This window comes from Streptosporangium sp. NBC_01639, from assembly GCF_045209755.1.
Lineage (GTDB): Bacteria > Actinomycetota > Actinomycetes > Streptosporangiales > Streptosporangiaceae > Streptosporangium.
On record NZ_CP109272.1, the window covers coordinates 3,787,831 to 3,801,911 of the forward strand.

The window sequence follows — 14,081 nt, forward strand, 5'->3', positions numbered from 1 at the left end:
CCAGCCGTCGGCGCAGGAACGCCTTGCTTTCGGGGTGAGGCCGAGCAGGGAGGCGATGCGGTCGGGGGCGGTTGGTCAAGGGGCCTGACCCGGCGGACCCGCCAGCGGTTCCTCTTCTTTGCCGCTCCGCTCGTGCTTCTCTGGGTCGAGATGGTGCTGAACGGCTTCAGGCGTCGCCTTGACGACCACGGGGTCCTCAAGGGGCGCAGGCCAGATCTGAAGGCAATGGTCATCGACGGCGTCATCTGTGCCCTCCGTGTCCATACCCTTGACGTGATACCGGATGCGGTAGGTCCCAGGCCCGGCAGGGAGAGGGGGAAGGGGATGCATCACGTGCTCGTCGAAGCTGAACCCTGTCATCTCCATTCGGCCCGACATGCATCCGAAGCTGATTTCCACGATGTCCTCATAACCGGCGAGATCTGCCCCTGGATCTCGGTCGGCGACCGTCACGGTGAAGTTGGCCGGTCCCCACTGGTGGGCGATATGGAGGGTGGCGTAGCCCCCCTCGACCTCGATGATCCCAATGGACTGGGCCGGTTGTTCGGCATATCCGTTGGGTTCCTTGTCCGCCAGATAGGCGATACCGCAGTCCTCCACTTCGATTGTCAGGCGTACGGTGCAAGGTTCATCGTTGTTCACGAGCGGAAAGCATAAAGATCGCCACCGACAAGCTCGTTCACGATCGCGGCGAGTTCGCCGATCCAGTCGAAGGCCTACCGCTTCTGTCGCCTCTTGCAGTCACCGCGACAACCGCACTACTAAGGCCGACAGTTCACCGGGGCCGAATCGGGTAGGTCGCTGCCGGCGAGATCGCCTGATCACAGAGCGGGAGAGCCGAAGTCTTCCGAACCGGCGTCTCTGGTCATCGCCGAACCGCGAGATCACCGCCCGGTCGGCAAACGAGGAGCAGGGCACCCGGACCATGTGCGCTCCACGCCTCGTACCGATGGTCAGGTTTCACGTTCAGATGTGCGCCGGTGTCGAAGACCAACCGCAGCGCGCCAGACTTGAAGGCGACCGATGAGAGAACCGTTGCACCGAAGAGAGCCAGAGCCGGTGCTACTTCCTGACGCGCGGGGACGAGTCGGTCCATCGGCGCGCCTGGAGCGCTCAGTGGACCGCGGCTGAGCATCGCCTCCGCCCCTATGTCCACGTGAGCGCCGCTGTCCAGAAGCAGCGTCAGTTGATAACTCACTCGGACGTGAATCACCTGCATCTCCCGGTAGGGCAGAAGCCAGCGATCCTCCAACTCGGCCGGCCCTGTCGGTGCGTCCACACGCAAACCTTGCCAGGCGCCGCCTACAAACCGCTCCATCATTTCGACGCTCGGTGCTCGGCGTGCCCGTCGCGTGCCCGTCAGGAGGGTGATCAGGGGGACTCACGGGTGATCGGAGCCTTCCCTCGCAGGCCGGCCCTTCCCCAGGTCAGCGGACCAGGTGCGCTGGAGACTTCCCAGCAAGCCAAGCCGTAGTCGCACAGGTCAACGCTCTCGGCGATGACTTCCCCCGGCGTTTTCTGGGGATTTTGTCTGCTGTCATGTCTTACGCCACCAGGACCGCCGCCCCGAGCGCGTGCCCGACAGCCGCCTCGTTGAACGCCCGGATGGCCGCCGTCTCCGCCGCCTTCACCCAAGCCAGACCGAGGATCGAGGGAGGCAACCCCATGACGGGGACGAAGCTGACATCCGGCCGCCTGTGCTGAGCCGCCGTGGGGGTGCAGAACAACATGCCGCCCCGGTTGAGCGCCACCTGGGTCAGTCCCTCCTGGCTGGTGGCCACCGTACCGGCCAGGGGAATGGGACGGCCGGAAGGGGTTGCGGACGGTGCCACCCGCTCGCGCCACGTGCGCGGAGCCGGGCCGTCCAGGCCGATCAGGGATATGCCGGCCAGCTCCTCCACGCCGATGCTCGTACGGGCGGCCCACGGGTGTCGTGAGGAGACACCGAGCTGGTACGAGACCTGGTTCAGCCCTTCACCCGTCGCCAGATCGGGCTCGTCCACCGGGAGCAGCGTGAACGCGATGTCCACCTGCTCGGCCCGCAACTTGCCGAAGGGGTCGGAGAGCGGAATCTCCACCAACTCCGTCTTGCACCCCGGGTACCGGCGCTCGAAGGCACGCACACTGCCGGTGACGACATCCGTGGGTGTGGCCAGGAAGCCGAGCCTGATCACGCCTGTCACCTCGCGGGCGGCCGCCTTGGCCCGGCCGACCGCGTTCGCGAGGCCGTCGTAGGAGGGGCGCAGGTCGGCCAGGAAACGTTCGCCCAGGGGCGTGAGGCGCACGCGCCTGCTGGTCCGGTGGAAGAGCCGGCCACCGACCCTGGTCTCCAGCGAGCGCATGAGCTGACTCACCCTGCCGGGTGACAGGTAGAGGCGCTCGGCCGTACGTGCGAAGTGCAGCTCCTCGCTGAGCACGATGAAGCACTCCAGTTCCCTGAACTCCATCCCCATCTCCGTCCGATCGCTTAGTCCACCTAAACCAAGCCTTCGATCTTCGCCATTGTTCCCGCTGCTGGCCGGCAGAAAGCTGGCTGGTATGACCATGACTGATGCTTCCGCCGCCACCCGGGCGCGCTGGCTCGCCGTGTCCTCGGTCGCGGTGGGCACCTTCACCATCGTGACCAGCGAGATGCTGCCCGTCGGCCTGCTGACCTCGATCGCCGCCACCCTCGGCGTCTCCGACGGGACGGCCGGGCTGATGATGTCGGCGCCCGGACTGGTCGCCGCCGTCTCCGCACCCGTGCTGGCGATCACCACCCGGCGGCTTGACCGGCGCATCACGCTGCTGGGGCTGATGGCGCTGCTGGCGGTGGCCAACCTGGCGGGCGCGTTCGCGCCGAACTACCCCGTCATGCTGGCCGCCCGGGTGCTGACCGGGGTGAGCATCGGCGGGTTCTGGGCCTTCGCGGCCGGACTCGGCCCGCGGCTGGTGCCCGAAAGGTCCGTCGGGCGGGCCACGTCGATCATCTTGGCCGGGGTGTCGGTGGCGTCGGTACTGGGGGTGCCCGCGGCGACGTTCATCTCGTCGTTCGCGGGGTGGCGGACCGCGTTCGTCGCCATGGGAGTGCTGGCCCTGGCCCTACTCGCGCTGCTGGCCGCAACCCTGCCGTCCCTACCCGGTGAACCCCGAGCCCACGCGTCCGAGCCGTTGCCCCGTGAGGCCCCGGCCCACGTGTCGGAGGGGCGACTCGCGTGGCTCTCCGGCCCGCTCAAGATCGTCCTCGTCCTGACCGTCTTGATCGTGTCCGGCCAGTTCGCGGCCTACACCTACGTCCGGCCGTTCCTGGAGCAGGTCTCGCACGCCGGTCCCGCCCTCGTCAGCACCGCCCTCCTGCTGTACGGCGCCGCGGGTGTGGCCGGCAACTTCGCGGCAGGCGCATGGGCGGCCAGGAACCCCAAGCCGGTCCTGGTCACGCTGGCCGTGCTGATGGCACTCTCCATGGCGGCGCTGCCCCTGATCGGCCTGCCCCTGATCGTGCTCATGGTGTGGGGCCTGGGCTACGGCGGCGTGGGGGTGACCCTGCAGCTCTGGATCATGCGGTCGGGCGGCGGCGAAATGGGTACGGCGCTCTTCGTCGGTGCCTTCAACGTCTCCATCGCGCTCGGCTCGTTCGCCGGCGGCCGGGTCGTGGACAGCGTGTCGATCTCCGCGGTGATGTGGGTGGGCACGGCGCTCGCCGTGGTCAGCGCGGCCACCGCCGGCATCTCGGGCAGGAGCAGGACGACCGGTTCATCGAAGGATCACGTCTGATCGGGGTGGACTGCGGCGGTTCTCGGCCTGTCCTCCACCGCCGTGTTCATGATCGCTTTGAGCAGCCGGTACGCCTTGGCCACACGCTGCTCGTGCGGTCTGGGGACCGTTCTCGCGCCCGCCCGCCGCTCGGCCCGCGCAGGTCACGAAGGCCAAAGGTCCCACGAGCCCCGAGACGCTCGCGGCGAGCGGTGCCGCCGCATCAGGTCCCCGGTACGCGGCTAAGGTGACGCGGTGCAGATTTGTGTGGAAACCGAGCGGCTGGTACTGCGCCGCATCACCGAAGACGACGCCGACAACCTGGTGGAGCTTGACAGCGATCCCGAGGTCATGCGCTATCTGAGTGGTGGTGAGCCGACGTCGCGAGAGAAGATCATCGGCGAGATCCTCCCCCGCATCTTGAGCTACACCGGCAACCAGGGTTTCTTCGCCGCGATCGAGAGGTCGACCGGGGAGTTCCTCGGATGGTTTCTCCTGCGGGCCAAGCACGGTGAGCCCGAGGACGAGCCTGAGCTGGGCTACCGGTTGCGCAAGATCGCTTGGGGGAAGGGTTACGCCACCGAGGGGTCGGTGGCGCTGATCCGGAAAGCCTTCAGCGAGCTGGGAGTCCGCCGCGTCTACGCGGAGACTTTGGCGGTCAACCTCGGGTCCCGGCGGGTGATGGAGAAGGCCGGCCTGCAGTACGTGCGCTCGTTTCACGTCGACAGGCCGGAGATCCCAGGATCCAAACAGGGGGCGGTGGGATACGAGCTACTGAGAGCCGACTGGGAACGCCGTCGGCTCAGGCGGGTATGACGCCTCCGGCTCAGGCGGGTATGTCGGTCAGACGGCGCAGCGTGAACGGCTCTGCCAGGATCTCGTCCAGCGCCTGGGCCACGCGCTTGAAGTGCGGCAGCGAGAAGTGGTACTCCAACGCGGCGCTGTCGGCCCACTCCTCCACGATGATCATACGGTCGGGCCGCTCGGGGTCGGAGTACGGCTGGTAGCCCCGGCAGCCCTCCTCCGCCAGGGAGGGCTCGATCATCGCGTTCAACTCCTGGCGCAGCCGCTCCTCCTGGCCCGGCTTGGCGCGGAATCCGGCGACGATGGTGAGCGTGTTCGACATGGTGTGACTCCTGCTCAGACAGTGATCGTTGTGGTGTTCGCCGGAGCGAACGATGTCCATCATGCGGGCCGGGCCGAAAGCCGCCCAGAGCTCCGTTCAACCGGGGTCGCTCCTGCCTGGGTCTGACAGAACCAGGTAAAAGCCCACAAACATCGCAATACTGGATGGCATGGATCGTGCACGGCAGCTCAGCGAGTTTCTCAAGACCCGGCGCGCCCGGCTCAGTCCCGACGCGGTGGGGGCGAACGGTTTCGGCGGGCAACGGCGGGTGCCCGGCCTGCGCCGGGAGGAGTTGGCCCTGCTGGCGGGCGTGAGCGTCGATTACTACACCCGGCTGGAACAGGGCCGGGCTCGCAACGTCTCCTCCGAGGTGCTGTCCGCCGTCGCCGACGCGCTCGGTTTGGACGCCGACGAACGCGCCTACCTGAACAATCTCGCCAAACCCGCCGCGGCCCGCAGGCGTCCGGCCCGGCCCCAGAAGGTGGGCCTGGAGCTGCGGCAGGCGCTGGAGGCGCTGGTCACCGTGCCCGCCTACATCATCGGCCGCCGGTTGGACGTCCTGGCCTGGAACGAGCTCGCCCGGCTGCTGGTCGCCGACTTCCCCGCCCTGCCGACGGCCGAGCGGAACATGGCCCGCCTGGTCTTCCTCGACGAGACGGCCAAGGACCTCTACCCCGACTGGCAGACCAAGGCCCGCGACACGGTCTCCAACCTCCGTTTCGACGCCGGCCGCCACCCTGACGACCCCGAACTGGCCGCCCTGGTCGGCGATCTGTCGCTGCGCAGCGCCGACTTCCGCCGGTTGTGGGCCGACCATGCCGTGCACGGCAAGACCCGCGGCCGCAAACGCTTCGCCCACCCCCTGCTCGGCGAGCTCGCCCTTGACTACGTGGCCATGCGCGCGCCCGATGACCCCGACATGACGATGATGATCTACAGCGCCCCATCGGGCTCCGAAGCCGCCGCCTCCCTACACCTGCTGGCCAGCTTCACCACCACGCCCGCCGCCGAACCCGAACCTCAGGAGATCACCTGAGTTGTCGCCCGGCCTGCGTTGCCGAGCCGGATCGGCGCTCACCGGAGGCCTGGACGAGCATCCCCGCAGAGCCGAACGAGTCCGGCCATCCATCGCACATCAGGCCTTCTTCCGCCGAGCACCTGGTCTACACGGGCAGGGTCGCAGCCAGCGGCGCGCCGATCTGGATGTCGAAATAGGCCGCAAAATCGTCTCCGCCGGCGGCGCCCCGACGCGCGTCGATGATTACCACCGTCCCGGCCACGATGCCGGCGAAGCCGGTGCCGGACCGCCGAGCTTGTTCGATGCGCTCGGTGACCGGGCCGCGCACCGCCTCGGTCAGAAAGGTGAGTCCGTGCGGAAACTCCTCGCTGAGCAGATGCCGTTGCCGCCCCGACTCGATCCGGCTGCCGATGCCGAACCGGGCCGAGACGATCTGATCATCGCGGAGCGTGACACGGAAGTAGCCGTTCGACCGGGGGCGGTTGCAGTTCTCCTGGGGCGGGTAGGCGCAGTCGTAGCCGCCGGCCCGGAGATCATCCACGGCGGAGCTCATCGTGGTCGCATAGTGCTCGGCGCCGAACGGCCAGCGCCGCACGGAGTCGTCCTGTGCGGTGACGACCAGTCCGTCGATCGCGGAATAGCTGTAGTCCGCATGCTCGTCCCGCCACCCGGTCCGGGGGATCTCGTCGCGCCGCCCCACCAGCCGGTTCCGGAGGACACGATCGAAATCGTCGATCTCCTGCCGTACGCGGCCACCGGCATCCGACCAGATCGCGGCGAGCGCCGACGCTGCGGCATCGGCCACATGATCGCCTCTCCTCTGGTCCGCCGGCTGCTCGGTGGACGGGAACCACGCCCAGGCAAGCCGGTCGTCGTGGTCGAGCAGGAACTGCGCGACCTGCGGATGGACCGTGTCCGCCTGGTCGCGGTGACCGATCCGGCACCACAGGGCACGGCCGTCCGCATTGGCGCGGACCTGCGCACAGAACCAGCCGGCCGCCGTCAACGGCCGGGTGACGGAGGCGGCCGTGCCGTCGGTCGGGACGGGTTCGGCCCGTGAGTTCTCACCCACCGCGTCGTGGTCGTACACACCGCCTGGCGGCAGCGACGGCGGCTCGGCCGATCGGGTGCAGCCGGTCAGCGCGAACGGGCCGAGGATCACGATCATCCAGGCGATCATGATCGTACGGATGGCCGACCGGCGTCGGCGTACGGTCAGGGAGGATGGACGGGACACGGGGTTCATCGAAGCCGCCGGTCACCGGCTTGGCAACTTCGGTCCTCGGGTGCGGTGACGTCGGGGCGGCCAGCGGCTGATCGATGGGATCCGGTCAGCGGTCCGGGTCGGTGCGCCGTGGCGGGATCGACTCGATCACTCAGTGGCACTCGGGGTCGTGGTGCGAATGGCCCGCTTCCTCGCCGTACCCGTCGTAGTGGGGGAACTCGTTGACATAGCGCTGCCGGCCAAGCGGTGTCAGGTCCAGGTAGTGGTATGTGCTCAACAAGGCCTCGGGGCCGCGCCCGTACGTCGAATAGGTGTGAAAGACGGCGTCATCCTCCCGAAAGAAGACGCTCAGGCCGTGCGCGTCGCCTTCCCCCAGGAATGCGATGCCCTCGCGTTCCAGTGTCGCCTTGTCCTTGTAGTTGTACTCGACGGGTGCGACGGATTCGTCATTGGTGACGTGGAAGTCGTAGTTGAAGTCGGTCCCGGCCGAGGAGTACCACGGGATCGTCCACCCCAGCCGCGCCTGGAACTTCTCGAGTTTCGTCAACGGCGCGCGGGAGACGAGCACGAACGCGGTGTCGCTGGCGTGCAGGTGACCCAGACGACCCACGTTGTCGACCGCGAACGAGCAGCTCGTGCAGCCGTCCTCCCAGCTCGGGTCGAACATGAAGTGGTAGACGATGAGCTGGCGACGGCCTTCGAACAGATCGACCAGACGCACCCGGCCCGCCGGGCCTTCGAACGTGTATTCCTTATCGATCCGGACCATCGGCAGTTCGCGGCGGCGGGCGGCGACCGCGTCCTGCATTCGCGTGGCTTCCTTCTCCTGTGCGAGCAAATCCAGCCGGGCCGCCAGCCACTCGTCACGGGACACCACTTGCGGAACAGTCATGATGTTCTCCTTACCGCGCAAGGACACGTTGGGAACAAACGACAGGAACCCGTGACCGCCGGCATCGGCCCCTACCGGCGAGCCGACCAGGCGGTCACCCGCCCTACGTTGAACTGAGTAAACGTAAACACCACGGCAGCGGGTTGTCACCCCTCTCAATAAACAGAACGTGCACAAAACCCACCCAATCGGTCAACTGAAATGCCGCGGAATTTGGCACCTTTCCGTCTGGTGCTCACGGCGCTTGGAACCAGGCCGCGACTGTTTTGACCACCTGACCGGAGACCGGGTCGTCCGGAAAGTAGATGCGCAGCCGGCCACGGCCGCCCAGATGGCCGAGCTCACTGGAGACCGCGCGCATGTGGCCGCCCTCCGTCACCTCGATCGCGGAGTCGGCGGCGATGACGACGTGTCCGGTGAGCCTGGCGACGGCCGCCGGGTGCCGGCCGGCTCCGATGCGGCAGTTGGCCAGCAGGATGACGTCATGCGGCGACAGCCCTGGGCTGTGCAGCAGCAGGGCCGCCGTCAGCCTGGCGTCCAGGGTCTGGTCGCCGATCGCGTTGCCGCGTTCCGAGCCGTGCCCGTCCACGTAGAAGGCGCCGTCGATGGGCTGCGCCTTGCGGGCGGAGGTGGTCAGGACGCGGTCGTGCTCGTTGTCGAGATCGCGCAGCCATACACCGGCGGGCGTCTTCTCAACGTGCTCCTTGAGGTGGTGACGCAGTTCGGAAGTGAGCGGAGGCTTCATCCGCGGCACCCGGAGCGCGATCGAGTCGGCCTTACGCCCGTCAGGCACCTGTACGGCCAGCAGGTGCCGTTCACCGAAGGACTCCTGGACGGCCAGCACCTTCAGCCGGGCTCCGGCTCCGAACAGCGCGTGGGCGGGCTTGCCCGACAGGTCTTCGACGTTGGCATACCGGCTCGCCCTGATGGTCAGCCGCACGCTGTCGGGTAGGTCACCCAGGTGGGCGGGGTTCTCGACGCCTTCCAGCATCCCGCGGAAGACGATCTCGCTGCGGGGCCGGACGTCGCCCGGCAGCCAGTTGATGGGCACCCGCACGGAGACGTGGCCCGCCGCGGTGAGCCGGCCGGCGAGCTCGGCGTCCGCCCTGTCGAGCTGTGTCTCAGCCATCGGGATGAGCGCGGGGTCGGCGGCGCGCCCGACGGCCAACTCGTTCACTTGGCGCAGGTTGCTTCCCTCCAGGAGGTGCGGCAGCGCGGGCACCTGGTTGCCCGGCGGCCGCCACGACGTCTCGCGGAAATCGGGGACCAACGGGGAGCGGTCGTGCAGCGGGCCCAGGTCGAGTGCGGCATGCGGATCGACGTGGCTGATCAGCTTCAGATGCTCCTGGTAGCGGGTGGCCAGGCCGTACCTCTCGAACTCCGGCCGCAGCCCCTCGTATCTGGAGCGCAGCACGGCGCTGTCGGCCTCGGTGAGCAGTCCCTTGCCCGGCACGAGGTGCTCCAGGCGTGGGTTCTCCCTGGCCGGCGCTGTGGACAGGTCGGCGTGGGTGAGCCAGGCGTGCAGCGCGCGCCTGTCCAGCTCCGGTCGCAGCGTGGCGGGCACGGCGCGCTCCTCATCGGTCCAGTGCCACGGACCGATGCGGTGCTCGTAGACGACGGTGGGCGCAGCCCGATAGGTGCCCTGGACGCCGTCCCTGATGCCATGCGCCGCGTGGGCCTGCGCCTCGAACTCGTCGGCCTTGCCGATGCTGTCGAACTCGTGGCGGAATGCCCTGGTGCCGTCGTTGAACGTCACCACCTCCGACCTGTCCCCGGCCAGCGGCATCAGATCGCTGTCGCGGATGCCGGTGGCCAGGGCGGCGCGAAGGTGCTCGCTGCCGTACGTCTGGTAGACGGTGCCGTCGGCCGCCTGGTGGACCGCGGGGCCGTCCAGGCCGAGAACCTGTCGGGTCAGCGCGGCCTCCAGCGCCTCGGCGGCGGCCCTGCCGGTCAACGCCAGCGCCTGCGACTCATCACCGAAGGTGACGACACTGCCGAGGTCGGACTTGCGTGAGGCCACGATGTCGTCGAGGTTGTCCGCCAGCCGCCGAGCCGGGTCCATGAGGGGACGGCCGACGCCGGGCGGGGTGGAGTCCATGAGGTCGGCGGCCACGTCGGCGATCTGCTCCCCCCGGCTGTTGAGCCGCTGGACGGTGATATCGGGCACGGTCTCGGCGGGGTCGGCTTTCAGGATGGAGTCGGTGCTGACCGCGTTATCCGTGATCTTCTGCAGGGCGGCGGTCATCCGCCGGTGCGCGTCCGCCAGGCCGGCGTCGGCGAAGTCGAGCCGCATGGCCTTCAGGAAGTGCTGGATTCTGACGGCGTCCACCGGCGAGAGCGGGTTGGGCGCCCACACCTCCTGGCCGGCACCCAGGTCGCGGATGAACAACCTGCTCATCAGCTTCGCCGTGGCGGGCTCGGGCATGAGGGCCGCCTCACCGGAGAGGGCGTCCAGCAGGACGGGCTCATCTCTGAGCAGGGCGCCGAGCAAGCCGGCGAGAACACCGTCGCGGGTGGCCATGGTTCCGGGCAGGTTCCAGGCCTCGCCGCTCCAGCTCATCCGGCCGGGATCGCCGTACACCCAGTCGACCAGCAGCCGGGCGTCACCGACCGGGTGGATCGAGGGCATCTTCAGCCCGAGCTCCTGGCCGAGCTGGGCGACCAGCACCTTGGCATCTCTGGCCTGCGAGGTGGGCAGGTCGGTGAGCATGGCGTGCGAGCCGTCGGTGAGGGTGACTCTGGCGCTGTCGAGGCCGGCGGGCTCCCAGGCACCGACCGTCCCTTCGGCGGCCACCCGGCCGAATGCGTGCGGCGGTCGCGGCGGGCCGGCTGCGGGCCGCTCCTGGCCCCAGTTGAGCTTGCTCTCGATCAGGCTGGGCTCGGATCCGCGTACGGCGAGCGGTTCCGGCCGCGGGTCACGAGCCGGTCCGGCTATGAGGTCTCTGCCCCTGTTTCCGACATGGCCTGTCCCGGGAGTGTCCGGGACGATCCCGGGGCCCCCATGCCGCGAGCGGGTGCCGACGAGGTCGGCGTCGGGCAGCCGCGGGGGGATGCGGCCGTCGGCCTCGGTTCCCTGCGCGAGCCGCGTACCCTCTTCCCCTGTTCGCATGCCGTCCTGGCCTGTGGGCATGGTCTGGTTCTCCGGGTGCGGCCGCGCTCCGTGGCTCTCCGGCACATACCCGGCGAGCGTCGTGGAGTCGTCGCGCCGTGGACCGCCGAACGGATCGGACGGCGGCGGACCGTCGCGCCGTGGACCGCCGAACGGATCAGACGGCGGCGGACCGTCGCCCTCGCGTACTCCGGGTGGAGCCGCTCCGTCGCCGTCCGACCGGCCGAAGTGAGGGTTCCCGCCGGCCCAGCGCGCGTCCGCGGCGCTGACGGCCCCCCCCCCCCCCCCCCCGAAGAGGCCCTTCAGCAACCGCTCCAGATCGAACGGCTGGTCGTCGAAGGCCTGCATGGTCGCGTCGGTCAGGCCACCTGCCACACCAGAGGTGATCATGAAGTCCAGCAGCGTCCGCGGCGGCCTCAGCCAGATCGCACCCGTCAGGAACACCCCGTTGAGCGCACCGGAGCCTATCGAGGCCAGCACCTGGTTCCAGTCGATCCGGTCACGCCGGGTCTGGGTGGCCTGCACATACAGATCCATCCCACCCATCAAGCCGCCGAAAAGGGCGATGTTGAACAGCAACCGTTTGGCCAGCTCCGTGACGATCGCCTTGGTGAAGCGGGCTCGCAACCCCGCCGCCGCCAGCCCCGGGCCGCTCGTGGCCGGGTTCATGATGACCGGCAGCAGCGTGATCAGCTGGGAGGTCAGAAACACGATCGACAGCTTGATCATCCGCTTGGTGTACTGGACCTGCACACCGAGGTCGTTCAGCGCCATCGCCATCGTCACCAGACGGGCCAGCACCTCCGCCTGGCGACTGCCGACTTTGCGTGAGGTGTGTTCGACGAAGGCTTCGAGCGCCGCGCCGTCCCATGCCTCCCGGTCAGGGACGGAGACGCCGGTGCCGTCCGCGACCCGGTAGGCCGCGTCCGCCAGCGCGTCGGCCAGGGCGAACAGCTTGGACTCTTCGGCCAGGGGCCAGTCCATGCCGACCACCCAGCCGATCCACGGCCGTATCCAGCCGGGTATCTCCCCGTCGAGCCACACCGCTCGTCAGGTCTCCGGGTGCTCTGCAGCCCGGTAGGTCGCCCCGGTGACGTGCAGCCCCTCGCCGACGCCATCGAGCTCGTCGAGGTAGGCGTTGAAGGCGTTGAAGATGTCGTCGCGCATGACCGGGTAGCTCTTCTCCATCTCGGCGCCGTACTGGTCGTCGCCCATCGGCCGCCCGGCCGCCACGAAGGCCTCTCTCACATCGCGCAGCACGCCGTGGATGCGCTCGACCTCTTCGGCTGCAGCACGCCCGTGCTGCTGGATCTTCCGGGGCTGCGCGCTATAGCCGTGGTCCATCACACATCTTTGTCATCATTTGTCACAATTTAATCTTACAACTCGCCCAAAACATCAGCCCCGCTTTTTGGCGGCCACTCGTCTGAGCTCGTCGAGGATCTCGAACTCCTCGGCCGTCAGGTCGGCCGCCACGCTCAGGGTGCCCTCGGAGGTGTGCACGATGAGCGGCTCAGGCCGCTCGTCCTGGTCCGGGATGACCTCGAAAAGCGGAGGCCGTCGGTCGTCAGTGCTCATCTCTCGAACCTACAAGGTGCACGGTGACGGGGAATCTCCGGCGTGCCACGCGGCACTCAGCGGACTGGCCGGATGGGCGACCGCATCACTCGTGGGGTTCCGCGATCGGCCGCGGCACCGACGGACCAGGTGGACCCGCGGTCTTCGTCATGCACGTCTTCCAGCTGCGGTGACGTGCATGGCGACCGGCCGGAAGACCAGGCCGTCGGTCCAGGCCACCGACTCGGGCGAGGCGGTCAGCCGGAGAGCGGGTCGCTGAGCGACCAGGGCTCTGATCGCCTCGGTGAGCTCGACCCTGGCGAGGCTGGCGGCCAGGCAGCGGTGCGGGCCGTAACCGAATGCCACATGCGGGTGGGGCGGGTGGTCGGTGAAACGGTGAATGTCGAATCGGCCGGGCTCGGGAAACGCCTGCGGATCGTGGTTGGCCGCGTTCAGGTTCGGCATGACGACCGTCCCCGCGCTCAGCGGGCCGCTGGGCAGGTCGGTGTCCTCGGTGATCCGGCGCATGAAGGCGCTGGCGGGCGGCCCGTCGAAGCGCAGGATCTCCTCGACGGCGGTGGCCGTCAGAGTCGGGTCCGCGACCAGCTCGGCCCATTGGCCGGGGTACAGAAGCAGCCGGAAGACACCGCGGGCGATCATCGAGGCCGTCGTCTCGTGGCCGGCCGTGATGAGCGAGAACACGGTGTTGACCAGCTCGCCCTCCGACAGCCGGTCATCCTCGTCCCTGGCCTGGACGAGCAGGTCGACAAGGTCCTCGCCGGGCGCGGCGCGATGCTGGGCGACCAGTTCCGCGGCATAGGCCATGAAGTCGGTGTAGCCCTCGTAACGCGCCTGCTCGGTGGCCGTGGAGGTGGTCAGGAACATGTCCGTCCACCGGACGAACCGTTCGTAGTGGTCCATCGGCACGCCGAGCATCTCGCAGATGACCTGGCCGGGTAACTGCAGCGCGTATCCCTGGACCAGGTCGAAGTCGTCACCCAGGCCGTCGAGGAGTTCTTGGGCGATCTTCGCGATGCGGGGGCGCCACGGTTCGATCTGGCGCGGGGTGAAGGTGCCGTGCATGATCCGGCGGTAGCGGGTGTGCTCCGGCGGATCCTGATTGATCAGCGCGTCCGGGTCGTCGTCGATGCCGATGCCGCTCACCAACCGCGGCAGCCCCGGCAGGCGCAGGTTGCGGCTGGAGGTCGGCGAGGCCAGCAGCGCGCGGACGTCCTCGTACCTGACGGCCACCGGGACGCGGTCGCCGCTGGGCATGGTCGCCGGCTTCAGCGGCCCTGACTCGCGCCGGTGGGCGAACTCCGGTGGCGGCGTGGCAAGTGGCCCCGGCACGATGTCCGGCCACGCCCCGTCCGGATCCGGTTCGGTGGTCATCGCAACCCCTTCGGGTCCGGGGGCGCCCAG

The 14,081-nt window shown here is 68.7% G+C and carries 13 protein-coding genes; 3 read left to right on the plus strand and 10 right to left on the minus strand.

Features of this window, described 5'->3' with window-relative positions:
• Positions 1 to 75: 75 nt before the first annotated feature.
• The 3 genes from OHA77_RS17015 to OHA77_RS17025 form a co-directional block, all read right to left on the minus strand.
• Positions 76 to 642, minus strand: coding sequence for a hypothetical protein (locus OHA77_RS17015; RefSeq protein WP_406319021.1), 567 nt, complete (start codon positions 640 to 642; stop codon positions 76 to 78).
• A gap of 223 nt (positions 643 to 865) precedes the next feature.
• Positions 866 to 1,279 (minus strand): DUF6188 family protein, encoded by a 414-nt coding sequence (locus tag OHA77_RS17020; RefSeq protein WP_406319022.1) that lies wholly within the window; start codon positions 1,277 to 1,279, stop codon positions 866 to 868.
• Between the two features lie 265 nt (positions 1,280 to 1,544).
• Positions 1,545 to 2,447 carry a LysR family transcriptional regulator gene (locus OHA77_RS17025; RefSeq protein WP_406319023.1) on the minus strand — a complete coding sequence of 301 codons (903 nt, stop codon included), beginning with the start codon at positions 2,445 to 2,447 and terminating at the stop codon, positions 1,545 to 1,547.
• 97 nt (positions 2,448 to 2,544) lie between these two features.
• Between OHA77_RS17025 and OHA77_RS17030 the strand changes: the two genes are divergently transcribed.
• Together OHA77_RS17030 and OHA77_RS17035 are read left to right on the plus strand one after the other, a co-directional pair.
• Positions 2,545 to 3,753 carry an MFS transporter gene (locus OHA77_RS17030; protein WP_406319024.1) on the plus strand — a complete coding sequence of 403 codons (1,209 nt, stop codon included), beginning with the start codon at positions 2,545 to 2,547 and terminating at the stop codon, positions 3,751 to 3,753.
• A 234-nt stretch (positions 3,754 to 3,987) separates the two neighbouring features.
• Complete coding sequence (locus tag OHA77_RS17035; protein WP_406319025.1) at positions 3,988 to 4,548, plus strand: GNAT family N-acetyltransferase; N-acetyltransferase; 561 nt, start codon at positions 3,988 to 3,990, stop codon at positions 4,546 to 4,548.
• A 10-nt stretch (positions 4,549 to 4,558) separates the two neighbouring features.
• On the opposite strand, the gene OHA77_RS17040 is transcribed toward OHA77_RS17035, so the two are convergent.
• Entirely contained in the window at positions 4,559 to 4,858 is a 300-nt protein-coding gene (locus tag OHA77_RS17040; RefSeq protein ID WP_326819664.1) for a putative quinol monooxygenase, read from the minus strand.
• 169 nt (positions 4,859 to 5,027) lie between these two features.
• Between OHA77_RS17040 and OHA77_RS17045 the strand changes: the two genes are divergently transcribed.
• Positions 5,028 to 5,894: a helix-turn-helix domain-containing protein gene (locus OHA77_RS17045; RefSeq protein ID WP_406319026.1), complete on the plus strand. Its 867-nt coding sequence runs from the start codon at positions 5,028 to 5,030 to the stop codon at positions 5,892 to 5,894.
• Positions 5,895 to 6,021: 127 nt separating this feature from the next.
• On the opposite strand, the gene OHA77_RS17050 is transcribed toward OHA77_RS17045, so the two are convergent.
• The 6 genes from OHA77_RS17050 to OHA77_RS17075 form a co-directional block, all read right to left on the minus strand.
• Positions 6,022 to 7,113: a hypothetical protein gene (locus OHA77_RS17050; RefSeq protein ID WP_406319027.1), complete on the minus strand. Its 1,092-nt coding sequence runs from the start codon at positions 7,111 to 7,113 to the stop codon at positions 6,022 to 6,024.
• Positions 7,114 to 7,252: 139 nt separating this feature from the next.
• Positions 7,253 to 7,993: a DUF899 domain-containing protein gene (locus OHA77_RS17055; protein ID WP_406319028.1), complete on the minus strand. Its 741-nt coding sequence runs from the start codon at positions 7,991 to 7,993 to the stop codon at positions 7,253 to 7,255.
• 235 nt (positions 7,994 to 8,228) lie between these two features.
• Positions 8,229 to 12,086, minus strand: a complete 3,858-nt coding sequence (locus tag OHA77_RS17060; protein ID WP_406319029.1) for a hypothetical protein — start codon at positions 12,084 to 12,086, stop codon at positions 8,229 to 8,231.
• A 66-nt stretch (positions 12,087 to 12,152) separates the two neighbouring features.
• Positions 12,153 to 12,446, minus strand: coding sequence for a hypothetical protein (locus OHA77_RS17065; RefSeq protein WP_406319031.1), 294 nt, complete (start codon positions 12,444 to 12,446; stop codon positions 12,153 to 12,155).
• A 54-nt stretch (positions 12,447 to 12,500) separates the two neighbouring features.
• Positions 12,501 to 12,680 (minus strand): hypothetical protein, encoded by a 180-nt coding sequence (locus tag OHA77_RS17070; protein ID WP_326819658.1) that lies wholly within the window; start codon positions 12,678 to 12,680, stop codon positions 12,501 to 12,503.
• Positions 12,681 to 12,827: 147 nt separating this feature from the next.
• Positions 12,828 to 14,051 carry a cytochrome P450 gene (locus OHA77_RS17075; RefSeq protein WP_406319032.1) on the minus strand — a complete coding sequence of 408 codons (1,224 nt, stop codon included), beginning with the start codon at positions 14,049 to 14,051 and terminating at the stop codon, positions 12,828 to 12,830.
• Between the last annotated feature and the right edge of the window lie 30 nt (positions 14,052 to 14,081).